General features: G+C 47.8%; 23 protein-coding genes. 13 read left to right on the forward strand and 10 right to left on the reverse strand.

All coding sequences use genetic code 11. The features are described 5' to 3' along the window. The first annotated feature begins 41 nt into the window (after positions 1-41). From G469_RS0103140 to ychF, 6 genes are all read left to right on the forward strand, one after another. Entirely contained in the window at positions 42-494 is a 453-nt protein-coding gene (locus G469_RS0103140; protein WP_028263808.1) for a PTS sugar transporter subunit IIA, read from the forward strand. A 56-nt stretch (positions 495-550) separates the two neighbouring features. After that, positions 551-1,237, forward strand: a complete 687-nt coding sequence (locus tag G469_RS0103145; protein ID WP_028263809.1) for a transaldolase family protein — start codon at positions 551-553, stop codon at positions 1,235-1,237. Between the two features lie 75 nt (positions 1,238-1,312). Next, positions 1,313-2,143, forward strand: a complete 831-nt coding sequence (locus tag G469_RS0103150; protein WP_028263810.1) for a transketolase — start codon at positions 1,313-1,315, stop codon at positions 2,141-2,143. Continuing rightward, positions 2,140-3,084 carry a transketolase family protein gene (locus G469_RS0103155; RefSeq protein WP_028263811.1) on the forward strand — a complete coding sequence of 315 codons (945 nt, stop codon included), beginning with the start codon at positions 2,140-2,142 and terminating at the stop codon, positions 3,082-3,084. The genes G469_RS0103150 and G469_RS0103155 overlap by 4 nt, the downstream gene beginning before the upstream one ends. 246 nt (positions 3,085-3,330) lie before the next feature. After that, positions 3,331-4,965 carry a 4Fe-4S binding protein gene (locus G469_RS08180; RefSeq protein ID WP_035425367.1) on the forward strand — a complete coding sequence of 545 codons (1,635 nt, stop codon included), beginning with the start codon at positions 3,331-3,333 and terminating at the stop codon, positions 4,963-4,965. Positions 4,966-5,046: 81 nt separating this feature from the next. Further along, positions 5,047-6,111, forward strand: coding sequence for a redox-regulated ATPase YchF (gene ychF / locus G469_RS0103165; protein ID WP_028263812.1), 1,065 nt, complete (start codon positions 5,047-5,049; stop codon positions 6,109-6,111). 201 nt (positions 6,112-6,312) lie between these two features. On the opposite strand, the gene G469_RS0103170 is transcribed toward ychF, so the two are convergent. Further along, complete coding sequence (locus tag G469_RS0103170) at positions 6,313-7,791, reverse strand: LCP family protein (protein ID WP_028263813.1); 1,479 nt, start codon at positions 7,789-7,791, stop codon at positions 6,313-6,315. 178 nt (positions 7,792-7,969) lie between these two features. Here G469_RS0103170 and guaA point away from each other — a divergent pair, with 178 nt between their 5' ends. After that, positions 7,970-9,595 (forward strand): glutamine-hydrolyzing GMP synthase, encoded by a 1,626-nt coding sequence (gene guaA / locus G469_RS0103175; RefSeq protein WP_051353733.1) that lies wholly within the window; start codon positions 7,970-7,972, stop codon positions 9,593-9,595. 269 nt (positions 9,596-9,864) lie between these two features. Here the strand turns inward: guaA and G469_RS08185 are convergent, their stop codons facing one another. From G469_RS08185 to G469_RS09150, 3 genes are read right to left on the reverse strand one after another with little or no spacing between them, the layout of a single operon-like run. Beyond that, a complete protein-coding gene (locus G469_RS08185; protein ID WP_051353734.1) occupies positions 9,865-10,497 on the reverse strand; it encodes a hypothetical protein in 633 nt (210 codons plus the stop codon). 12 nt (positions 10,498-10,509) lie between these two features. Then, positions 10,510-11,712 (reverse strand): restriction endonuclease subunit S, encoded by a 1,203-nt coding sequence (locus G469_RS09145; protein ID WP_028263815.1) that lies wholly within the window; start codon positions 11,710-11,712, stop codon positions 10,510-10,512. A 3-nt stretch (positions 11,713-11,715) separates the two neighbouring features. Then, positions 11,716-11,856 (reverse strand): hypothetical protein, encoded by a 141-nt coding sequence (locus G469_RS09150; protein WP_211225400.1) that lies wholly within the window; start codon positions 11,854-11,856, stop codon positions 11,716-11,718. 146 nt (positions 11,857-12,002) lie between these two features. On the opposite strand from G469_RS09150, the gene G469_RS08890 reads away from it, so the two are divergent. Together G469_RS08890 and G469_RS0103205 are read left to right on the forward strand one after the other, a co-directional pair. Beyond that, positions 12,003-13,010 (forward strand): helix-turn-helix domain-containing protein, encoded by a 1,008-nt coding sequence (locus tag G469_RS08890; protein ID WP_169726176.1) that lies wholly within the window; start codon positions 12,003-12,005, stop codon positions 13,008-13,010. A 13-nt stretch (positions 13,011-13,023) separates the two neighbouring features. Next, positions 13,024-14,826 carry a P-loop NTPase fold protein gene (locus G469_RS0103205; protein ID WP_028263816.1) on the forward strand — a complete coding sequence of 601 codons (1,803 nt, stop codon included), beginning with the start codon at positions 13,024-13,026 and terminating at the stop codon, positions 14,824-14,826. A 499-nt stretch (positions 14,827-15,325) separates the two neighbouring features. Here the strand turns inward: G469_RS0103205 and G469_RS09155 are convergent, their stop codons facing one another. After that, positions 15,326-15,493: a hypothetical protein gene (locus tag G469_RS09155; RefSeq protein ID WP_211225401.1), complete on the reverse strand. Its 168-nt coding sequence runs from the start codon at positions 15,491-15,493 to the stop codon at positions 15,326-15,328. Between the two features lie 21 nt (positions 15,494-15,514). On the opposite strand from G469_RS09155, the gene G469_RS09160 reads away from it, so the two are divergent. From G469_RS09160 to G469_RS0103230, 4 genes are all read left to right on the forward strand, one after another. Continuing rightward, entirely contained in the window at positions 15,515-15,778 is a 264-nt protein-coding gene (locus tag G469_RS09160) for an NTF2 fold immunity protein (RefSeq protein ID WP_281171035.1), read from the forward strand. Between the two features lie 63 nt (positions 15,779-15,841). Then, positions 15,842-16,156 (forward strand): TfoX/Sxy family protein, encoded by a 315-nt coding sequence (locus tag G469_RS0103220; RefSeq protein ID WP_028263818.1) that lies wholly within the window; start codon positions 15,842-15,844, stop codon positions 16,154-16,156. Between the two features lie 34 nt (positions 16,157-16,190). Next, the gene (locus tag G469_RS0103225; RefSeq protein WP_028263819.1) at positions 16,191-16,967 is read left to right on the forward strand and encodes an alpha/beta fold hydrolase; all 777 of its coding nucleotides are present in this window, start codon (positions 16,191-16,193) and stop codon (positions 16,965-16,967) included. A gap of 158 nt (positions 16,968-17,125) precedes the next feature. Next, entirely contained in the window at positions 17,126-18,031 is a 906-nt protein-coding gene (locus G469_RS0103230; RefSeq protein ID WP_028263820.1) for a Fic family protein, read from the forward strand. A 99-nt stretch (positions 18,032-18,130) separates the two neighbouring features. Here the strand turns inward: G469_RS0103230 and G469_RS0103235 are convergent, their stop codons facing one another. The 5 genes from G469_RS0103235 to G469_RS0103255 all read right to left on the reverse strand — a co-directional run bounded on the left by G469_RS0103235 (position 18,131) and on the right by G469_RS0103255 (position 24,499). Next, the gene (locus tag G469_RS0103235) at positions 18,131-18,733 is read right to left on the reverse strand and encodes an MptD family putative ECF transporter S component (RefSeq protein ID WP_028263821.1); all 603 of its coding nucleotides are present in this window, start codon (positions 18,731-18,733) and stop codon (positions 18,131-18,133) included. 66 nt (positions 18,734-18,799) lie between these two features. After that, the gene (locus tag G469_RS0103240) at positions 18,800-19,510 is read right to left on the reverse strand and encodes an energy-coupling factor transporter transmembrane component T family protein (RefSeq protein ID WP_084522288.1); all 711 of its coding nucleotides are present in this window, start codon (positions 19,508-19,510) and stop codon (positions 18,800-18,802) included. Further along, a complete protein-coding gene (locus G469_RS0103245) occupies positions 19,507-21,060 on the reverse strand; it encodes an ABC transporter ATP-binding protein (RefSeq protein WP_028263823.1) in 1,554 nt (517 codons plus the stop codon). The genes G469_RS0103240 and G469_RS0103245 overlap by 4 nt, the downstream gene beginning before the upstream one ends. Continuing rightward, on the reverse strand, positions 21,057-22,775 hold the full coding sequence (locus G469_RS0103250) for an ABC transporter ATP-binding protein (RefSeq protein WP_028263824.1): 1,719 nt from the start codon (positions 22,773-22,775) through the stop codon (positions 21,057-21,059). Before G469_RS0103250 ends, G469_RS0103245 begins: the two co-directional genes overlap by 4 nt. Continuing rightward, entirely contained in the window at positions 22,769-24,499 is a 1,731-nt protein-coding gene (locus G469_RS0103255; protein WP_035425471.1) for an ABC transporter ATP-binding protein, read from the reverse strand. The genes G469_RS0103250 and G469_RS0103255 overlap by 7 nt, the downstream gene beginning before the upstream one ends. Positions 24,500-24,518: the final 19 nt, after the last annotated feature.

The following is a 24,518-nucleotide window of genomic DNA, read 5'->3' on the forward strand; positions in this document are numbered from 1 at the left end:
CGGCTGGCATGTGCTGGCCGCTCTTTTTTAGGGAGGTAATTGTGGCAAAGTTTGTAAGCTCAGAGCAAGTATTTGTAAATGTTGATGTGGATACTCGCGAGAAGGCCCTGGAGTTTATCTCTCAAAAGGGTGCTGAGCTTGGTTATGGCGATGCTGATGCTATTTTTAAGGCATTTATGGCTCGTGAGGACGAGGGTGCAACAGGCATGGAAAATGGCTTTGCTGTTCCTCACGCAAAGAGTGACGTTATCAATAAGGCTGGTTTGCTATTGGTAAAGTTGGCTGCTCCTGTAGAGTGGCCTTCGTTTGATGATCAGCCTGTAGACGTTGCCTTGGCTTTGTTGGTTCCTGGTCTTGAGGCTGGTACTACTCACCTGCGTCTTTTGTCTAAGGCTGCTGTTATGCTTATGGACGAGAATTTCCGTAACTCGGTACATGCAAGTGATGATCCTCAGGCTTTGGCAGACCTTATTAACGATGGTCTTGAGGATTAGTTGGATTTGAGGATTAGTATCTAAAAAAGTATCGAAGTAAAAAAGGAGAGCAGCAGATGAAGTTTTTTATCGACACAGCCGATCTTAAAGATATTGAAGAGGCAGCAAGCTGGGGCATTTTAAGTGGCGTAACCACTAACCCAAGTCTATATGCTCGTACCGGTGGTAAGCTGGCAGACTTTGAGGACCACATGGTCAAGATTTGCAAGATTGTTGGCGAGGATATTCCTGTTTCTGCAGAGTCCACAGCCGAGACCACTGAGGACATGATTGCTGAGGGTGTACGCTTGGCTTCTTTGGCTCCTAACATTGTGGTTAAGCTTCCTATTTGTGAGGAGTCTTTGCCTGCAACGCATGAGCTTGCTAAGCGCGGTATTCGTGTAAACATGACGCTGATTTTCTCGGCAACTCAGGCATTGTTGGCTGCCCGCGCTGGTGCACGCTACATTTCACCTTTTGTTGGCCGTTTTGATGACATTGCAGATGATGGCTTAGCTCAGCTGGAAACCATCGTAGACGCAGTTAAAAACTACGACTATGGCTATTGGGAGCAGGAGGGCGGCCCCGAGATTATTACTGCCTCTGTCCGCACGCCTAACCACGTAACGCAGGCTGCACTTATGGCTGCAGATATTGCAACGGTACCCTTTGCTGCGCTTAAGAAGTGCGTGCACCATCCTCTTACCGATAAGGGCTTGGAGGGTTTTGCTGCAGACTGGGCTAAGGTTGTTGCTCAGGCTTAGCTTGTTTGATTTTGTGGTTTTGGCTAGTTGGTTTTCGGCTGCTTGCTATGAAGCTTTGAGGAGAACACACAACTCATGGAAATTGTTGAGTTAAAAAAGATTGCCAACGAGATTCGCAAAGGCATCATTGTTGGCGTTCATGCAGCTAAATCTGGTCACCCTGGTGGCTCGTTATCTGCTACCGAGATTTTTACCTATTTGTACTTTGCAGAGATGAACGTGGACCCCGCACATCCCCACGATCCCAAGCGCGATCGTTTTGTGTTGTCTAAGGGTCACTGTGCGCCTGGCCTGTATGCTACCCTGGCTCAGAAAGGCTTTTTTGCCAAGGAAGAACTGGCTACACTGCGCCATATTGGTTCTATCTTGCAGGGTCACCCTAATATGAATGACACACCTGGTGTAGACATGTCTACGGGTTCTTTGGGCCAGGGTATTTCTGCTGCGGTGGGTATGGCTACATCCGCTAAGCTCTACGGCGATGATTTTCACGTTTACGCTCTGCTGGGTGACGGTGAGATTGAAGAAGGCCAGGTGTGGGAGGCCGCTATGTTTGCAGGCAACCACAAGCTGGATAACCTCACCGTTATTGTGGACAACAACAATCTACAGATTGATGGTTCTGTTACCGAGGTCAATTCGCCATATCCTATTGACGAGAAGTTCCGTGCATTCAACTTCCATGTGATTAATGTGGCTGATGGCAATGACTTTGAGCAGCTCCAAGCTGCCTTTGAAGAAGCTCATACCGTGTGCGATATGCCCGTTGCTATTGTATGCAAGACCATCAAAGGCAAGGGTGTTTCCTACATGGAAGATCAGGTGGGTTGGCACGGTAAAGCACCAAATGATGAGCAATACGAGCAGGCTCTTCTCGAGCTAGAACAGATTGGAGAGCAGCTGTGAGTGAGGTAAAGAAGATTGCTACGCGTGACAGCTATGGCAATGCATTAGTAGAGCTCGGTCACGAGCACGAAGACATTGTAGTGCTGGATGCAGATTTGGCTGCTGCTACCAAGACGGGCATGTTTAAGGCGGCATTTCCTGAGCGCTTTTTTGACGCGGGTATTGCAGAGAGCAACCTTATGGGTCTAGCTGCAGGTATTGCTACTACAGGCAAGGTTCCTTTTGCTTCCACCTTTGCTATGTTTGCTGCGGGTCGTGCATTTGAGCAGATTCGTAACTCCATTGGCTACCCGCACCTTAACGTGAAAATTGGTGCCACTCATGCAGGTATTTCTGTTGGCGAGGATGGTGCAACTCACCAGTGTAATGAGGATATTGCACTTATGCGTACCATTCCCGGTATGGTAGTTATGACCCCTGCAGATGACGTAGAGGCACGTGCCATGGTTCGCGCTGCGTACGAGCATGAGGGACCTGTGTATATGCGCTTTGGTCGCTTGGCCGCACCTGTGTTTAACAACCCTCAGACCTACCAGTTTGAGTTAGGTCGTGGTATTACTTTGCGTGAGGGCAGCGATGTAACCATTGTTGCATCTGGTCTTATGGTTTCTGCTTCTATGGAAGCTGCTGCTGCACTTGCCCAGAAAGGTATTGATGCTGAGGTTATTAACATCCACACCATTAAGCCTTTGGATGAAGAATTGGTTGTTGCTTCTGCCGCTAAGACAGGCAAGGTTGTAACAGTGGAGGAGCACTCCATCCTTGGTGGCTTGGGTGCCGCTGTTGCAGAGTGCTTGGGCGAGAAGCAACCCACACTCATGCGTCGTATTGGCATTCATGATGTGTATGGCGAATCTGGTCCTGCTTTGGATTTGCTTGCTAAGTATGGTTTGGATGCTGCTGGTATTGAGCGTGAAGTGAGTGATTTTGTAGGTTTGTAGGTTTGTAGGTTTGTGCACTAAGTTCTTTGCACAAAACTCCCGACACAAAAAACATCCATCACAGAGGTACCCATCATTAGTGCGACTGCTGGAAATGTCTGGCAGTCGCTTTTTATTTTTGTGCTGCGTCATGTCATTATTAATATTAATAATGACATGACAAGTCTGAAACTAGAGCATTACCGTGTGGTCCTCGCTGCTCTAACGCTGCTACAATAGAAAACCATGCAAGAAGGAGGACCTGCAATGGCGGACGAAAACCACGATTTTCTCGACAGCCTTATAGATATTCAGAGCGATTGGAATGCTGTATCCAATCCGCTGGATACGGTGCTGGGAATGTTTTCGACGGATCCCGAGCAGGCCAAACCGTTTAATCCAGGTGATTATAAATTCCGCCCGCGTGCCAATACGATTCCCTGTACACGTTGCATGACTAAGGATGAAGGCACTTGTTCTGCTTGTATAGATGTGTGCCCGGTTAATGCCATTACTATCGATAAGAGCGCGATTCGCGTATCCGATGCGTGTCGTAAGTGTGGTTTGTGTATTGCAGCGTGCCCAACCGATGCATTTACGGATTCTCATCATTCTGCACGTCAGCTGTATGACGATATTGCTAAGGCATGTTCATCTCATGAGGTGTGCTATGTGACCTGTACGCGTGCACTCAAGCGCAAGCCGGAGGAGAATGAGATTTTACTGCCCTGTGTAGGTGCGGTGCCTACCGAGGTATGGTTCTCTATTTTGGTTGACTATCCCAACGTAAGTGTGTATTTGCCCGATGGTATTTGTGACAAGTGTCAGACCACTACGGGCGAGGCTTGTTACGTTGAGTTTATTGGTCGTGCTGAGGAGCTTACGGGTCGTTCTGTAGGATTGGAAACGAATGCCCGAGAGCTTAATCATGCAAAGAAGCGCAGTTATGAGCGTAGGCAGTTTGTAAATAATGCCATGCAGGTTGGGCAAAATGTGCTGTCCATAAGCAACCCCGTGTTGGCAAGCGCGCAGGCAGTGCAGCGCAAGTTGCAAGAGCACGGTAGGCAGATTAATGAACTGCAAAATTCTTTGGAACGTATTGCGGGATCGTCTACGTCTGCACGTCGCAAACGTACGATTGTGCAAAAGCGTCAGTTGGTATTAAGTGCACTGCAGGATCATCCGCGCTTGGCCGAGCGTTTTGAGCCTCAGGTAGCAGTGTGTGATAGCACAAAATGCACCTCTTGTGGCCTGTGTGTGGATGTGTGCCCCACGCATTGTGTGGATCTTGATCCTCGTGGTCATGTTACCGTGGAACCCATTTATTGTATGGATTGCAGCGCATGTATACGTACCTGTCCTACCAATGCTCTGTTCATGGAGCCATTTGATCCTAAGCTGTTGGTGGTTAAGGATGAAACTGCCGCTCGTGCAGAAGAAGCACTTGAGCGTCAAAAAGCAGAGGTTGCACGCCTAAAAGCGCAAGGCAAGCAGCAGCTTATGCGTGGTTTGGCAGCACTGGAGTCTCATGGTGAGGAAGGTCAAATTACAGCTCAGGGTATCGGTGCAGCAATTAAAGCCGTTACTACGTTTGACGATGAGCTCATTGATACTGCGCTTGTAGCCGTTGAATCGGATACAGCTGCCAATACGGATGTAGTTGCTAAAGTTGCTGAGCCCACTGAGTCTACCGAGCCCACTGAGTCTACCGAGTTCGTAGCACCACCCGTATTTATGGCAACTCAGCGAGCAGTACAGATGTCCGTAACCTCATCTGATACCATTGCATACCAGCAAAACACTGCGGATGTAAATGTGGATGAGCTACCTCATGTATGTAAGATTGTTCCAAGCGGACGGGCTTCTCTGCAGGCGGTAAAGCTTGTGTCATCAACAAGGTAGCTGTAAGGAAAATAACGCACTACACCAGGCAAAGGCCTGTAATCATTAAAGAATGAGCACGCTGTAAGGAAAGGTAAGGACATGTCTCTGTCCATTGGAATAGTTGGTCTTCCTAACGTTGGTAAGTCTACGCTGTTTACTGCGCTCACGCGTAAAGGCGGTTTGGCGGCAAACTATCCGTTTGCAACGATTGATCCCAACGTGGGTATTGTGGATGTGCCTGATGCGCGTCTGTTTGAGTTGGCAAAGATTATTAATCCGGGCAGAATTGTGCCTGCAACCGTTGAATTTGTGGACATTGCTGGCCTAGTAAAGGGTGCAAATGCAGGTGAGGGTTTGGGCAACCAGTTTTTGGCCAACATTCGCGAGACAGATGCTATTTGTCAGGTGGTTCGTTACTTTAGCGATCCTGATGTTGTGCATGTAGAAGGTCGAGTTGATCCTGCTTCTGACGTAGAAATCATCAATACCGAACTCATTTTGGCTGACCTTGCCTCTCTGGAAAAGGCCTTGCCCAAGATTGAGAAAGAAGCAAAGCGTGATAAGGATGTGTTGCCTAAGCTAACTATTGGTCGTAAGTTAGAAGCTTGGCTTAACGAGGGCAATCGTGCTGCTACTATGGAAATGACTGAGGACGAACGCACTGCGGCTCATGATTTGTTCTTGCTCACCATGAAGCCTGTGCTATACGTGGCTAACGTGGATGAAGATGGTCTTAACAAGGAGCTTGCGCCTATTGATGGTCAGCAACCTATTGCGGTGTGTGCCGAAGTGGAAGCAGAGTTGGCAGATCTTGCTCCAGAGGAGGCCGAAGAGTATCTGGAGTCACTGGGCCTTGAGAAGAGCGGTTTGGAGACGCTGGCTCAGGCAGCATACAAGTTGCTTGGTTTGCAAAGTTACTTCACTGCCGGAGAGATGGAAGTAAAGGCGTGGACCATTCCTATTGGTGCCAAGGCTCCTCAGGCCGCCGGTGTGATTCACTCTGACTTTGAGCGCGGCTTTATTAAGGCTGAGGTTGCTAGCTACGAGGATTATGTGACCTTGGGTGGTGAAGCTGGTTGTAAAGCAGCTGGTAAGTTGCGTATAGAAGGCAAAGAATACGTTGTTTCTGATGGTGACGTTATGCACTTTCGCTTTAACGTATAGGGTTTGGTTTGTACATACCTGCTTTTTGTACTTACATGCACGTGTATTAAACGGTTAAAGCTAATTAAATAGCTAACGATAAAGACTGTAGCTTAATAAGTGCTACAGTCTTTTTGGTGCCTCTAGTAATTATTAATATTAATAATGACTAGACAGCGCTTAAGCTAAGAGCAAAGCCGTTGTACTAATACGCGTCTGCAGCTATCCGTTGGACTTATCGGCACCAACAATCAAGATAACATCGTAGCTTGTATCATAAGAGCCATCGTTCTTTATGACCTCAATGTCTCCGCCCAATGCCTTATTAACAGCGTTGGCGCGAGCCTCATGGTCGCCGTTATACACAATGAGCGTATGAGAGTAGTTGTTCCTGGCGGTGTCTGCTACAGCATCAAAGCCCTGGTTGGACAGTGAACTACTAATCCTACCCGCAAGGCCTGTTACGCCAGCGGCGTTCAGTACATGTACACTGCCCGAATATTCGGTGGCGTTTGTGGTGGCACTGGATGTAGCGGCGGAATTGGAGTCAGAGCTGGAAGAACCACTACCGTTGGGACTATTGTTAATGCCGCCCGTAACGCCTGCTAAGCCCTTGGTGGGGTTATCGTCCTCACTCTCGTAAGGGGAGAGGCCCTGGTCCACGCGTTGCATCATCTTCTTCCAAGCAGCGGTGTTGCAGATTTCATACCAGGTTTCGTTAACATACTTAGAGGTAGTTGGCTCCATACCGTGATAGATGTCTGTGGCGGAGTTAAGACCACGTAAAGAGGTAGCCAGACCAATAATAGAGTTAACGTCCATGTCTGTGGTAACAGAACCAGAAAGTTTGGCAATAACGCTTGCCATGGTTACGGGGTCTAGCTGCAAAATCTTTTTACCAATGGCAGAAATCACCATACGCTGATTGGCTGCACGATACATGTCACCATCGCCGTAGGCATCGTAGGCATGACGAGCTCGGCACAACACCAACGCCTGCTGACCATTAAGCGTTTGCTGTCCAGCCTCTACTACCTGACCAGTACCCTTTGAGTCGTCTACCTTAATGGGAACATTAACATCAATGCCGCCAATGGTGTCTACTACAGAAACAAAGTTGTCAAAGTCAATGTCTGCATAATGGGAGATGGGCACGCCGGCAAATTTGGAAATGACTTCGGTGGCATAGCTTGCACCACCCAAAGCATAGGCAGCATTAATCTTTTGCTTTCCGTTTTTACCCATGTCTACCAGGGTGTCTCGGTGAATGGACACCAGCGTAACCTTCTTGTTTTTGGGATCAACGCGCGCCAACATAATGGAGTCGGAACGATACGCATGATTATCCGCGCCGTAATCCTTGCTATTTACGCGCTCCTGGTCCTTGTCTACGCCCAGAAGCAAAATGTAAAAGGGGTCGCCCGCCTCAGTTACATGCAGCTGGTTGAGCAGTGCATTATCAATACCAGCGCGCAAGCTTGCATTGATGCCACTAATGTAAATCCAGGCGACAATAACTACTGCAGCCAAGGCGGTGCCAAATACGGTGGCAAAGCCTTTCAAAAACGATTTGCGCGTGCGCTTCTTGCGTAGGGAAGTATAACGGTCTAGTGCAGCGGCACCGCGCGAGATTGCGTTTGATGCGTCCGAAGATGCCAGGGACTTCTCGATCTTCTCGGCATGCTTGGTTTTACGAGACACGCGAGCTCCTTATATCAGTCTATGTCGTGCGACTTTCGCGATTATGTTACGAACTGTCGTCTTGTTGTCACAATTCATCTATCATACCGAGTATAAAGGTTCAGCGGAATGAGTATCGCAATTCCGTCATCTTGCCACATAGCACGCGCAAAAACCCATGCGGACCGGAGGAACATTAATGCCACAGAGCACGAATTCAAACATTAATTCAACCACCAATTCAGACGCAAATCAGCTGGTAGTCGTACTGGATTTTGGTGCTCAGTACGGTCAGCTTATTGCACGTCGCGTACGTGACCTGCGTGTGTACTCAGAAATCGTTCCATGTGATATTACAGCAAGTGAACTTGCAGCTATGCAGCCTTCTGCCATTATTTTGTCTGGCGGACCTGCTTCGGTATATGCGCAGGATGCCCCAGAGATGGATCCTGCAATTTTTGATATGGGCCTGCCTATTTTGGGCTTTTGCTATGGCGAGCAAATCATGGCAAAAACCCTTGGCGGCAATGTTGCTCATACCGAGAAGGGCGAGTATGGTCCCGCAACCTTGGTACGCAGCGGTGAATCTCGTTTGTTGGATGGCACTCCTATGGATGCCCAGACGGTATGGATGAGCCATCGCGATGCTGTAAACGTGGTGCCGGAAGGTTTTACCGTTACTGCCTCTACACAAACTTGCCCCGTGGCTGCGTACGAGAATGCAGACCGTATGATGTTTGCTACTCAGTTCCATCCCGAGGTTCGTCACACGGAGCATGGCACCACCATGCTGTCCAATTTCCTGTTTAACATTTGTGGACTTGAGGCAAATTGGACCATGGATAACGTTATTGATACCAAGGTAGCAGAGATTCGCTCCCAAATTGGTGATGACAAGGTAATCTTGGCGCTTTCTGGTGGTGTGGACTCTGCTGTTACGGCGGCGTTGGTTCACCGTGCGGTGGGGGACCAGCTTACCTGTGTGTTTGTAAACCATGGCATGTTGCGCAAGGGTGAGCCAGAAAATGTAGAGAAGGTCTTTACGCAGGAATTTAACATTCCTCTGGTGCATGTTCAGGCTCAGGAGCGTTATGCACGTCTGTTGGCTGGTGTTACCGATCCAGAGAAGAAGCGCAAGATTATTGGCCGCGAGTTTTGGAAGGTCTTCTTTGAAGAGGCCCAAAAGCTGGACGGCGTAAAATTCCTTGCGCAGGGCACCATTTATCCTGACATTATTGAGTCTGGCGCGCGTAAGACGGGTGGCAAGGCTTCCACCATTAAGAGCCACCACAACCTGATTCCATTCCCAGAAGGCGTTCGCTTTGATTTGGTAGAGCCTCTCGATCACTTCTTTAAGGATGAGGTGCGTGCGTTGGGTAGTGCACTTGGCTTGCCCGATGCTATGGTGCATCGCCAGCCGTTCCCCGGTCCTGGCTTGGCTATTCGCATTATTGGCGAGATTACTGCTGAAAAGCTTACTACGTTGAAGGATGCAGACCTTATTGTCCGAGAAGAGCTGGATGCTTACAACCAGCGTTTGTTTGAAGAGACAGGCGAGCGTAACTCTGAGCACGCCTGCTGGCAGTACTTTGCAGTATTGCCCGATATTCGCTCTGTTGGCGTAATGGGTGACGAGCGTACCTATGGTCGTACGGTTATTTTGCGCGCAGTTGAGTCCAGCGATGCCATGACCGCAGACTGGGCAAAGCTGCCATACGACGTTTTGGGCCGTATTTCTGGTCGTGTAGTAAGTGAGGTTGAAGGCGTTAACCGTGTAGTGTACGACATTACACCTAAGCCGCCTGCAACGATTGAGTGGGAATAATACACAGTAAAAAGTGTATTAGTTATACCAAGTGATTTGAGGTTTTCTGGAGTGTGATTTAGTTCACCCAGTTTGCCCCGAAAAGGTGCAAGCAGAAGGAAAACCGCAGTTCAGACACTGTAAAGGCTAGGTAGATTTAAGTTTCTGCCTAGCCTTTTTCATTATGTTTGTTATAGCAAATGCGCTCTGGTTACATCGGCTGCTCTCAAGTTTCTTTCAGAAAATGGAACCATTTGGGAACCAGGAGCGAAAGGTGGGAACCGCTAAGTCTAACTTAAATAAAATGCTGAATTGAGCACCAGGGTTTCATCCTTAATCTCAGCCTGCTTGTTTGAGTCCAGAACCCTCCCTGCATCATCAAAGCTGGTAATTTTTGTTAGATGCATCTCTCCCGGGCCCCCGTTAAGCAACTCGGTCCTATAGATACAAACAATCACTACAAATAACGCCGAAAAGGCATGAAGGAGATTGCCTAAGTTTGCCTCTGCATAGTGCTCCGCTCGATGGTGCTTCACCTTGTTGTAAGCCGACCACCAACCTAGACCACTCACGTCGCAATCCCCGTCGAACCACTCTGCCCACGGTGCAATGGAAAGCTCGGTCCTCAGAAACTTAACTTTTGAGCCCTCGAACTCTGACGCATAGTTCGCTTTAACAAAATTACGGTAATACTCGATGTTCAACTTCTTCGCAAGTAGCGGATTGCTTTCGTCGTGAGCGCGCATTAAATCTTTTAATGCGACATCTACTTCAGAGCACACAGCTAAAAACAACTTCGCTATCTGAGCGCTATAGGTACAGAAATTCGCCTGTTCAGGTTCGACGAATTTGAATAGCTCAATCAGGTCATCCTCAAGAAGCAGGAAGTAATCCCAATGAATTTCACCTAATGATTTTGACATCGGTAAACCACCTTACCCGATTAGCGTCATGAATATTTCGACACGCTCTGCGATGCGATGCTGCTCGGCGTGTGGCGGAACGGGAACGAGAAGCTTGCCCAGCGCCTTACTGTTGACATTCGGTTGTCCGGTACCAGAGGCAGCCTCAACAAGTTGTTGCCAGTACCAAGAGCTACCCAAGTATCGGTTGATGTAGTCGGCAAGCTTCGTATTAACCAAGGATAGGCGGATTAAGTATGAAGCAAAAACAGATGGTTGTTCGGGGAGGGATTTGACCACGAAGCTCTTCCCCACTGTTCCTCCCGTACGAGCAATCAAAACATCATCGATTTGAAGAGCGCAAGATTCGAGATCTTTTGGGTTGTCCTTGCAAAAAGGAATCGCTTCCCATGCAACTTTTCCATTCTGGATATCCGTGATGTGCAGTATCTTTACCGATCCGTTGACAGATGCGGACGATGTATGCCCGTACTGAATTGATCTACAGAGCGAATCCATCCGAGACCACTCCCAGCCCTCGGGAATCTCGAACGGAATCTCGTCGTCGATGTATACAGGGATGGATCTACCGCTGTGCTCGAACCAGGAGCCGTTTTCGCGGTAGATGACCGGCTCGCCGCCCTTTGGCACCTTGATCCTCTTCTCCTTGATGAGCTTTGCGCGTTCCTCTCGGATGAGATCAAGCAAAACGCTGGCCGGTTCGTCGGCGGGGTCTTGCTCTACCAGATTGCTTTGCACCGCCATCTGGAGCACCGATTTGCGCAGGCGGTCCGGCAGGGCGGCGTCCAGGGCCTCCCGTGCGTCCTCGAGCCTGCCGTACTCCTCGACCAGAGGCATGAGCTCGTCGATGCTCTCGACGATGCGGCGCTGCTCGGCTAGGGGCGGGATGGGAACTAGCGCTTTCTTGACTTTATCTATGTTGAGATTTTTGACGGCCGAGCCAGCAGCAGCTTTAGAGAACTGGTCGAACATCATCGAGCTGCTTAGGAGGCTATACAGGAAATCGACATCGAATGCCAAGTCTGGTTTTCTAAGGACAAGCCAACCGTCATGAATACAACCACTTGTCTTCATGATATAGGGCCGTCCAAAGCTCATAGAGTTTGTAAGCAGGAAATCGCCCGCCTCGACAAAGCGGCTTTTCTTTAACCCCTCTGGGATAATCCTCTCAGCCGTTGAAAAAAATGTATTTGCCGCCTTTATCGGTATCGCCAATCTTTATCCAATTGATGCCATCTGGCGACTCGGTGACATATCCTTAATTGGGCGAGGTGATCCTCCTCGTTCAATTTCAATGAGGCTGCCAATTCTGCTCCACTCCCAGACCTCAGGGATATCAAACAGGATTTCGTCGTCCATGCTTCCTTCTTACTAGTACGTGTTTTACGACTATCTGGATTGAAGTATAGTAGTACGGATTTTACTAGTCAATAAGTTGTGATACGGTTTTTACTGGTTTATCATGTATTACAAATAACTGAATGCCCAAACGAAACGAGACGCCCATGGAGAGTTCCAGACCCGGCAGAAAAAGATTTGCGAACATGCTCAAGTTCCTGAGGGAACTCAACAATGCCATGACCCAGGACAAGCTGTCCCAGGAGTCCGGCGTCGCCGTCGAGCTCATCCAGAACTACGAGCAGGAGAAAAGCTTGGCCAAGGACGAAAACAAGGAGCGCCTAGCCGAGGCCCTTGGGGCCTGCCCCGCCGTTTTCCTGGCCATCGATCTGAGGGACCGCGTCTCTAACGAGGTGAACGACGAAGTCAGCGTGGTGGCCCAGCTGCTGTTCCAGATCGCCAGCTCCTACGACCTGAGGCCCGTCTACGACGAGGGCAACGTGAACATCAGCTACGGCCTTGCCGGCAATGGTGGCTACATCGAGCACGCCCTTGCGGAGTGGGTCGAGCTTGCCGAGGCGGAACATCGCAACACCATGCTAGCGGTCGATTCGGGCAAGTCGAAGGTGGAGACTGCCATCAGGGACAGGATCGCGGAGCGCTCCTTCCGCGAGCTGAGGAAGTTCGAGACGGGCTACAACAAGCCCTACAAGGCCAGCGACTACCCCACTTGCCCTCCGAGGCTCGGAGAGACCGTTAAGCGCCTTAGGAGTGCTTGTGGGCTTACACAGGACGATCTTGCCATGGCCGCAGGCGTGAGCGTATTCACCGTGCGCGGCTACGAGCAAGGCAAGCGTACACCCAACGACGAGCAGCGTGTTGCCATCGCCAAGGCCTTGGACGTGCCGCCCGAGGTGCTGATCGACTTCGGCATCACCAACCCCAACGAAGCTTTCCACTACCTGATGGAGATGACCCACGTGTACTACATGACACCGCAGATGGGCATTATCGGACCGGTTATTGCGGACGATAGGAACCTGATTAGGATCGGCTTGCCCAAGCGGCCGAGCCTCGACAAGCTGTTCCACGATTGGTATTTCGCCTGGGTCGAACTCCAAGAGACTGGCGACACCAAGAAGTATCAAAACTGGCAAGACCATTACGAGGGATAGGAGTTGTTCGAATATGAGCGAAATGAACCCTACGTCGTGGCTGACTGATCAATTTCTAGACTACGTAGATGACGCAAACCATAGGTATGCTGTCGTCCTTGAGGGCGAATGGGGCTCTGGCAAAACACACTATCTCGAAACCGTTCTTGCCCCAGCCCTTAAAAAGCACGGTAAAACCCTTATCAGGGTTTCCTTGTTTGGAGTAAAAGACTCACGCGATCTTTATGAGAAGCTTGTAGCAGCGCTTTTGCACCTAAGCGAAGATGATAAGGGCAAAAAGAAGGCAGCCCTCCGCGGCGCTGTCTCTCAAATTCCAGCTTTGTTTTCTACGCTTACTAACTTGGTGGGCGTTCCTATCAACTTGAACGCGAACGCCAAAACAGTCATTGATTTACTCATCGGAGAAAAGCACGTTGTCGCATTCGACGATACCGAACGTCGTGCCGAGGATGCAGATGATTTGTCGTTGTTTGGAGCTATCAACGATTTAGTGGAAGGCAAAAACGCCAAAGTAATACTTGTAACAAATGGAGCCGATAGCGGAAATTCTAATCAAAGAGGTTTTGATCGAGACATCAGAGAAAAACTTGTATGGAAGATTTTCCCCTACAAGCCTTCTTCCAATGATTTGGTAAACGATATTTTCGGTAGTCACGACTTCGGCAATACTACCATCGACCGCCTCGAATGCATACAATCAGCCGCGGTTTTGGCAAGCTGCAACAATGTCAGGTCGATGCTCAGAGCGGAACCGTTCATCAAAGATATTTGCTCCATTTCGGCATTAGAACGTGAATCGATCGCAGAGTCAACACGCCAACGCGCATTGATCGACGCGATTCACTTTGCTTTGCTGAGATGCAAAGGCGTTGACCTCAAGGGGGAAATTACTTACGAGGAAAAGGCCGGGCTTACTCCAGAGTATATGGTCTATCTTGGAAAAAAAGAGCTGAGGGAGAAGTATGCGGATTTCGCATGCATTGAAGAGTACTTTGACCCTCGCAGTGTCACCAGCGAAATCAACCTCGAAGAAGGCTTCTTAAGCTATGTGGAAAGGCGCTACCCAGATTCGCCAGATACCGTCGAGTTTCTAGAAATCAAAGACGCCCTAGCGAATTTCCACGAACTAAGTGACGGTGAAATGGCTCCCATCATCGCACGTCTAACCTCATCAATTCGCAAGGCGAAGTACTCACCATCTTTGATCAGAGACGCGGTTAGCTGGAATTGTCAGCTAGCTGACCTTGGCTTCGACAACTTGCTTTCGCAAGAAGAACTTACGAATTGCTGCAAACAAACCATCGACAACGACCCAGCTAAAGCACAGGCATTCTTTAAGAATGGGGCTTTTCTCTTCTCTCCGGCAACCGAGGAAATAGAAACAATTTTGGCGACGCTAAGGGACCATTCAGACAAAGCCTATCTAGAGCGCATCAAACTAGACAACTCAATGGAAATAGACCTGTCGCAAGCCAACTGTGGCATCAACCTCGCTTGCAGAATGGACGAAACCTGGAAGAAAGACGCGGGGCACATACTTGATTACCAGCCCAAAACGATAGTTGCCGCTTTCCTCGCTTCAGACGGAAGGGGACAAAACGAAATCAGGAATGTTTTCATTTGCATGAGGTCGTACTTCTTCTCGTTTATGGTTGATGGGGACTTTGCTAATTGGCTAGAGGGAATCAAGCAGTTACTTATTGATTCCGCGGACTGCGAGCACATGACAGACCTCAGGAAAAACTGGTTCATTAGCAACATAGACGATCTGTTATCCCAAGTTAGCCAGAGAGCAGAGTCCAGTAGAGACAGTTAGATGGTTGGTTCCCGTTTGGTTCCAAAACTGCTGAAACCTGGTAGCAACCCAGTAAACTACGTGAACTCAAAGTAACTGGAGGACACTGGAGTAATCGAATCCCTCGTAGAGTGGGAGTAGATAAATTTGGAGTGTTTGATAAATTCCTGATTTGTAGAGATAGAGAAATAATAATTTAGAAGGAAGTCAATGTGGGCACTGGAAAAGCAGAGGTAAAAAGGCAAATTATAAAATGGCCAAAGCGGTTACGAACAGTGTATTGGGAAAACAGTGTCCTGACTTTTGATGGAGAAAAGCAATTTGAAGTCCCAGAATTGAGTTCGGAGATCATGGAGCGGCTTGCCGGCTACACTCTAGTGGGCTTCCATGTGAAAGACTATCCCATAAGAGATGAACTGCTGGCCCCCTTCGCTGGACACAGAAAGCATGGTCAACTTTGGTGTGAAGGACAGTGCCCTCACCGATGCTTGCTTTCCCATCTTTTCCACTATGCCCAAACTTACGATATCTGCTGCTGGATGGCAACACCAACATCAACGGCAGTAGCCTTTCCACCCTGCAAGGCTGCAGGCTGGATCTTTTGACCCTTAACCATACCGGGCTGGATGATACCGGTCTGCTCCAGGCAGCCTCCATCCCCAAGCTCTCCCACATCCAAATTGACCATACCGCTGTTACTTATGAGGACCTGTTGACCATTTGGGAGAAGTATGTGAGTGAAAAGCTCCGTATGGGTTATCGACCTCTGGTTCTCTCATACAGTGTCCAGGGTACCTACAAGAGGGAACAGTTCCTTGATGCGGAGCAGATTACTCGGAACAATCTCTACATCTACACCAGAGATAAAAACAACAGCCTTAACCATCGCTTTCTCATGAAGTGGGTGGGCGAGAGCTGGAAGATTGACGCGGTGCAGGAGCGGCTGAATGGCTGGCAGCGGGGAGGATTGTGATGCGGTATTGTGGTATTGCGAAACCTAAATTGATAACTTTGAATTTGGAGAGAGACAATCAAGATGAATGAATTTAATGAATATGTTCGCGATAGTTTTTCTGAATCCGGCGATATTGTCATAAAACCTATGATGGGCGGATACCTTGTATATTTCAACGGAAAGCTGATAGGTGACATTGGCAATAATGAACTGTTTTTAAAGAGAACGCCGACATCGGACAGGCTGCTTGCAGATTCCGAACTGCGTTATCCGTATGAAGGTTCAAAGACCCTGATGCATGTATTTGATAGTTTTGATGATAAGGCTCTAATTCTGGAACTTCTGGATGGTATGTATGCTGACCTTCCGGAAAAGAAACCCTCGAAAGCCAGATGAGAATGACAAACTCTAATTTGTGGGGTGTTGAAACATGATATTTCATGAATTCGGCGATAAGAATTCCCCGCATATAGTACTGATACACGGTGGAGGCAATTCTTGGTGGAATTACCTTCGGCAAGCGCGCATGCTATCAGATAAATACCATGTAATTTTGCCAACACTCGATGGCCATGGAGAAGAGTATCAAAAAAGTTATGTTTCAACCGAAGATTCCGCACGGCAAATTATGGACTATATAAAAAATAATTTTGATGGGGAATTATTCGCTGTAGGTGGCGTTTCTCTGGGCGGTCAAATTGCAATCGAGTTATTGTCATTGGATAGCGATATAGCTCAAAAGGCAATAATAGATGGGAGCATCTGCATCCCTCAGCCAAAACTAGCGCAAATTAGTGCAGTTATCGTAAAGCTATTTGGGAAACTCATATTCAGTAAATCGGCCTGCAAAATACAGTTGAGCTTAATGAAAAAAATGTATCCTGATATGGCCTATCCAAAAGAAATAGAAACCTATTATATGGAGGATATGCCACGGACTCCCATCAAAACATTAGTGACTATGTACCAAACATATATGGGTGGATATAGACTTAAATGCGCCATTAAAGAAAGCAGGGCGCGGGTTTTATATATTTACGGCGAAAAAGAAATGGACTGTGTCAAGGAGTCAGCCAAGCTGTTTCAGAAAATGCATCCGCATTGCACTCTCTATGAAGCCAAAGGCTATAACCATGGATACCTATCAGCTTATCTACCTTTAGAGTGGATGGACCTAGTTAATTCATTTTTGGAAAACAATGTTTGATTCAAGCCACAGAGTCACCCAATAAATCCCGTTCTGTCTGTGCAGATGATAGTGCGATTAAAGCAAGTATGTATATTTATTGCCGATATCGGCAATAAATATACTCTTTCTGTTATAATAATCCCATCAGGTTTTTGCCGATAAGGAGGTTGGACCCGATGGGGTTTCTTTCTGCTGCTGAGATTGCCAAGCTTTGGGGTGTGTCCGAGAGGAGTGTCCGCAACTACTGTTCCCAGGGTCGCGTGCCAGGTGCCTTTCTCACGGGAAAAACTTGGAATATCCCCGCCGATGCAGCAAAACCCATTCGCTCAAATGCAAAAGTGTCTGCAATAAATCCTCTACTTATGCGTCTTCATGAAGAAAAGACGTCAAAAATCAAAGGCGGTATCTATCACAAGGTTCAGATTGAGCTAACTTATAACTCCAACCATATCGAGGGAAGTAGGCTTTCTTTTGACCAGACGCGCATGATCTTTGAAACTGCGACCATAGGTATCGAGGATGAAATCATATGCGTAGATGATATTGTGGAAACCCAGAATCACTTTCGCGCAATTGACTACATCATCGACCATGCGCAAGACCCTCTTTCTGAGGTCATGATTAAAGAACTTCATCGCATCCTAAAAATTGGAACAACAGATTCTGCGAAGGATTGGTTTGCTGTTGGGGAATATAAGCGCTTGCCAAACGAGGTTGGTGGACGACAAACCACTCTTCCAGAAAATGTCGCCAAAGAAATGAAGGCACTCTTAAAAACGTATGATCCTCACGTAAAACATACCCTCAAAGACATCATCGACTTCCATGTGCACTTTGAGTGCATCCATCCCTTCCAAGATGGTAATGGCCGTGTGGGTAGACTCGTAATGTTCAAGGAATGTCTCGTTAGCAACGTGGTGCCGTTTATCATCGCTGATGACATGAAGTCCTTCTACTATCGCGGACTTGCTAAATGGAATAACGAAAAAGGATATCTCACTGACACTTGCCTTGCAGCACAAGATAGGTTTAAAGCTACACTTGATTATTTTCGGATTGCATATACCGAAAATGGCAATTAAGCCACTCAATGCTAATTTAATCTCATGAGGAAAGTAAAAAATCTCACCAATCACTGCGCTGCTGTTAAATTCAAGCTCTCTACTCGCAACCAGTCTTTCCTAAATCACCCCGGCTTTCTCGAAGTGTTTTTTCATAAGCCTTAAGGAGATGAGTGCGCCCGCTAGGCTCGTTGCTATCGTAAGAACAACCATTCCCACATACACAGGAGCCGAGAATAGAGCAATAAACTGCGCCATGGTCTCGTCGGTAAGGCGCAGAATCTCTTGGCGTTCGGAAAGATATTGAGTAGCAGAGAGGTATATGGGAAGGGTATAAAGCGCCGATTGCAAGGTGCAGCCGGTAACGTAGGCTGCAACAATTCCTTTTTTGTTTACGTATCCAATGCGTGTGGCAACCACCTCTGCAATGGTCCATCCTGCTATGCTGCCTAAGACGCCAAGAATATTTGCTGCCATCAAACCAGGCAATACGTTTATGGTCCCCATGATGAGAAACGTTCCAGGCTTTTTAACCTTTGTAGCAAGAAGCAGGTAGGCTATCGAGGTAAAGAAGCAGACTATGGGTATGTTGGCAACCGTACCTATAATGGTAAGACCCGCAATGCCGCCTACTACAAAAAAGATGAGAAGAGATAACGCGCCAAAAACTCCAATGGATACGAGGTCACGAGGTCCTATGGCCGAGATTTCATCTTGCTTCATAACGATTCCTTTCTTTGTTTAAGAGCGAACGTACTTTTTTATCAGGTCAGTTTTGCCTGGCTGTTATCACCGTGGTCCAAATTGAAGCCACATAAGCATTCCGGCTGCTAGGAGGGCCAAAACAGCCGCTACAGCATCCTTTGTCCCAAAAGACAGGGGATGTAGCACGGTTGGCTGCTTGTTACTGCCTAAACCACGCGCAAGTGCGGACGCCGCAAGCTCGTCAGACACTCTCATGCTCCTCATAAGAAGGGGCACTATCAAAAACTCACACACAAGGATAGGATGGCTGAGCATATAACCTCTACCTTCTAGTACACGTCGCGTCTTCAGGCTCTCTATGAGCTGTGAGGCGTCCTTGCGTATAGTGGGGAAGAATCTCAGGATAACCATGCACGGAATGAGGATTGATTGCGGAGCTCCCATAACCTGCAATGCGGTAAGCAGGCTTTGCATCGAAGCTGCCATAGACAGAGATACTCCCAAAAGAGCTAACACCACAAACTTCTGTGCTATGTAGCTCAGCATGACTACGGCAACCACAAGTGATGTGCTGCCGATTTTCTCGACAAGAGCCATACCAACAGCAATGATGACGTAGACGGCAGATAAGACAATGCACGGTCGCCATGCTCCGGCTGCAAGCGCGCAGAAAACTCCTATAGTACAGGCCACATGAGCTGCTTCTGGTTGGTTGGAAATTATTGCCGTAATACCTAGGAGACAAACGGAAAATAAAACTGTTCGCGGGTCTAGACATGTGCAGGGATACTTCATTGTGCGTCTTCCCTCCAAAGCAAGTTCAAAAGCCTTTCTCGCGTTGACCCACTAAGCACAAAGTCATCAACGATACGACTGTCTTTTAGATGGAGGATGCGCGTGCAAGCGGAAAGAAGAAATTCAAAATCGTGCGAGACAGCAAATACGATGCGTTTGGACCGCGCAAGTGATTGGATTGCGGAAGCAACCCTCTCCATGTTTTCTCTGTCCAGACCACTCGTTGGCTCATCAAAGAAATATACACAGGCCTTATCGACAAGAGCGCAGGCTATAGTGAGACGCTGTTTTTGACCGCGCGAGAGCGTTGCGGGATGCGCTTCCCGCATATCCCATAACCCCAGTTCTCTAAGCGCGTACTGGCAGGCCTTAATATCTCTTCGTCCGCCCACTAAAAGTTCTCCCAGCACACTATCGCTAAAAAGCTGATAGTCAGGATCTTGCATAATGAGTCTAATCCGTCCAAGTCGTTCCTTGGGGGAAAGAGGCTTACCGTCAATGGACACGCTACCCTGATTTTCTTTTTCGAGTCCACAGCACAGGCGCGACAGAGTTGTCTTTCCTGCACCGTTTTGCCCTATGATGCCAATTACTTCGCCAGATTGTGCCGAGAAACTCAAAGGACCTATAGCACCGGAGTTGCGTACGTTTGATTTCGCTCTTTCCGATAAGCCCTGCGAGCAGTATGAAAACCCGAGGTTTTTTACCTCAAAGTTTATCTCTTTGGTCTGTGGCAAAAATTGCTGGTAAGTAAGGCTACATTGTGATGCAGCAGATGTAATCCGTAGTGCCGATTCCAACGTAAGACTTCTAAGGCCCATATCAGAAAGCAAACCATCATTAAGACGCGCTGCATCTTTGGCGCTGTACGCATGGGATATGACACCGTCTTTGATAACAATCATGCGATCGAATAATCCAGACAGATAAAAGAGGCGATGTTCTAGGACAATGACAGTTTTTCCCTCACGCTTCAATTTGGATAACGTTTTTCTGAGGGTTGCTACAGCTTCTATGTCGAGGTTTGCAGAAGGCTCATCAAAGATATATATGGATGGTTTCATTGCATAACAAGAGGCAATGGCTATCATTTGCATCTCTCCACTTGAGAGATTGAACACACTTTTATCTCGAAGATGATCAATTTTCATACGACAAAATGCATCATCCATACGCGCCATGATGTCAGTACGTGCCAACCCTGCATTTACGCAGCCAAATGCTACCTCACTTGTGGTGTCCGTCATAAAAAACTGGCTGCGGGGATCTTGAAAAACCGAACCAACCAGCTTTCCGATTTTTCCAATATCAAGCTTGCGTGTATCGTTCTCACCAATCTTGGTAGTTCCTTCTAGGTTTCCTTCGTAAAAATGGGGGATAAGCCCGTTAATAAGACGAGCAATGGTGGTTTTTCCACAGCCACTTTTTCCTGTCAGGAGTAAAAAATCACCTTCGTGGATATCCAAATTAATGCTTTGGATTGCAGTATTGTCTTTTCCTGTATATTGAAACGTCACCTGGTCAAGAGTGATGTGCGCAGATGCATTCATGTGTGATCTTCCGTTTTGTTTCCCTGTCCCCAGAGGGCTCGATAATAGCCATCGCTCTTCTCGAGCAACTGTTCGTGAGTGCCTTTCTGCACAATGTTTCCTTGCTGCATCACGATTATCTGGTCGGCCGAACGAATAGTACTCAGATGGTGTGCCACCACTAGTACTGTTCGGTTTTGTGCAAGTGCAGAAACAGCCTTTTGCAGGAGTACTTCGTTGATGGGGTCTACACTACTGGTCATCTCGTCCAGCACGAGGATAGGAGCATTTTTCAAAAAAGCACGGGCCACGGACAGCCGCTGTTTCTGACCGCCCGAAAGACCAATGCCATTTTCTCCAATGGGTGTCTCGTAGCCCTGTGGAAGTGACATTACAAATTCATGGATACACGCTTTTTTGGCTGCTTCTACTACTTCCTCGTGTGTTGCGTCTGCCTTGCCAATGCGGATGTTTTCCTCAATGGTGTCCGCAAACAAGCGAACGTCCTGCATAACAATGCTAATGGAGGCAAGAAGGTCGTCGTAGGGAATATCTCTTACATCCACGCCACCAATGCTCACACTTCCTGTATCAACGTCCCAAAATCTTAAGAGAAGGTTGGTCAGCGTGCTTTTTCCTGATCCAGACTCACCTACGAGTGCTGTCATGGTGCGCTCAGGAACCGTAAATGTTGTTCCAGACAACTCAAACGAATCTCTACCATAGGAGAAGTGCACTTGATTAAACTCGATTGAGTGAGACGAGGGCATATGCGCCTTCTTTGGTTCAGGAACAGAAGTCGCGCAAATGATTTTCTCTATCCTGTGGAAACTGTCCTTTACTTTGAGGTAGTTCATCCAGTGTGACTCCATTGCAAAGAACGGCTTATAAAATTCTACGCTTGCCACAATGAATCCTATGTAGACAAATAAAGGCAGTGAGTGAGTTTGCACAAGCAAGGCGCCACCTGTTGCCATAACCACAAAGGCAAGGTCTGCTACAAAGTTGTAGACGGACAAAACAAATGCTTTGTTTTGTGATGCTGTTTTACTGCTCTTATCAAAGTTTGTTACCGTCATTTCGAGTCTGCGGTCGAGTTTTTCACTTTTTGCAAAGGCCTTGAGCAGCGGGATTCCCTTTACGTATTCAACAAACAAACTTGTCATGTCTGCTGCATCGTCACCACATACACCTTCGAGGACCTGTGCCTTTCTGAGTCCCATTACAAGAAGAGTAAGGGCAATGGGTAGGGTTGAGATCATGAGTAGTGCCATGCGCCAATCAACGATACTTGCAGCTATGAGTAGGATTGTTGCAACGATGAAGTCGGCTGTCATTCTCGTCCAGATATGTCCCACGACCATTTCCATGTTGTCGATGTCTTTGTGGACAATATCACTAATTTCTCCGAGACGTTCTGCTGTGTAAAAACCAAGGGAGAGTGTTTTTAGGTGCCTGACAACAGCGATTTTGATTTCCAACACAAGGTCAAATCCCGCGCAGTGCTTTTGTTTATCGGCAACAATGCTGCTGATTCCTTTGATAAGAAGAAGACAGATAAGTGCTATCCAGTAGGGTATAAGGTCGTTCGTTTTGTTTAAAACCGAATGAATAGCTACAAGAACGATAAAGGCCATCGCCACGCTGGAGAGTGCGTAGATTGAAAAAGCTACAATGCTGGTAATCATCATGCGCCGCCCAGCGGGAGTCATCTTCTCCAGAATCTGCCTTACCATGACGACACCTCTTTGATATCCCAGTTGTCTGCCTGTTCTTGCTTGGCAATCATCTCCTGATAAAGGGGGCATGTGCGCATGAGTTGCTCATGTGTTCCAGAGCCGACCACGCAACCCGTATCCATCACTACAATCTGGTTGGCTTCTCGAATGGCATGCAAGTGGTGAGCTATAGTCACAATGGTTTTGTCGCAAGACAAATCGTCTATGGCTTCTTGGATAAGTGCCTCATTTTTTGCGTCAACTGCAGCCGTTGCTTCGTCAAGGATGATAATAGGAGCATCTTTTAGCATCACACGCGCAATCGAGATACGCTGACGCTCGCCGCCTGATAACTGAACGCCGGCTTCTCCAGCAACTGTTGCATAACCCTGTGGGAGTGCAGAAATAAAATCGTGAATGCGTGCTCTTTGAGCAGCTTCGACAACCTCCTCATGTGTTGCGTCTGGTCGGCCAATAAGAATGTTCTCCTCAATACTCTGGTTGAAGAGAAAAACGTCCTGTTGGACTATGGAGAAGAGGCTTGACACCTGACTCTCGGAAAGACAAGACAAATCTTGCCCACCCACGGTGATACGGCCGCTATCAGGCTTCCAAAACCCCATGAGCAGGCTTGCAAGTGTGCTTTTTCCACATCCTGAAGAGCCTACAAGTGCGTTAGTGCTACCTTGCTTAAATACCAGATTGATTGAGCTGAGTGCCTGCTTTCTTTTGTTGCTATTCTCGTTAATCTGTGGATAGGAGAAGGAAACTTCACTTAGCTGTATATCACCCATTTGAGGTTTTTTGGCACTTGTAGTGAGGTATGTCGCCTCGACACCCAGTACAGATTCAATGCCCGTCATTGCCTGGTCAAACATGAAGCGATAATGCTGTAAGGTAGCTATTTTAGCCACTGAAGACGTGAAGGCTGCGGAGAACACCATAGCTAAAATGAGGCGTTCGATAGATATGTCGCCCATGGAAAGAAGCCATGTTCCCACGATCAATACAAGTACGGTTCCGGACTCCATAAACAGGGCGATAAGTGCCATGGGAATCGAAACATCATTCATGGAGCTAGTTGCCCAACTTACGTAGTCGCGTGCTGCCTTGATGGTCTGCTCTGTCTTGCGTTCTTCCTTCCCAAATGCTTTAACAACCGTTATGTTGGCAACGTATTCCATAAGACTGTTCTGCATGCAGGAAGCGTATTGAGCTACCACCTCGAAGCCTTTTGTCCAGGCAGGGGCTGCAGCTTTTTGCACGAGCCACATAAAAGGTAGACCTGCCATCATGCACAGCGCAAGTCGCCAGTCAACTACAAGCATGAGGACTAATGCGGCAACGGGAAACAGAGCTGCCGATGCTGATTCGGGAAGCCCATGGGCAAGGTATATTTCCACCTGTTCCACATCATTGCGGATGATATTTGCAAGGTCTCCTGGCCTTCTAATCTGAAAGAAGCCCAGAGGAAGTTTTTTTAGATGACGCACCATGCGCAACCGAATATCCGTCAGACATGAATATGCTGCTTGGTGTGCCTTCCACGTTGCGACGTATATGCACCCTGCCTTTATTGCTAGGCATACCACCATGACTGCTGCTGCACAAACAATCGCCTTTGATGAAAGAGTGCCTTGCATAACTAAATGAACGAGGTAAATCACTATGATCGTAGGAGCAAGTCCAAGAACTGTTCTGATTAGAAACATGGCGTTTGAGAGGCGACTTTTTGCTGTCATCTCTCTTACTAGTTCCTTC

Origin of the sequence: Atopobium fossor DSM 15642, from assembly GCF_000483125.1 — a bacterium.
In the GTDB taxonomy this organism is placed as follows: Bacteria; Actinomycetota; Coriobacteriia; order Coriobacteriales; family Atopobiaceae; genus Atopobium; species Atopobium fossor.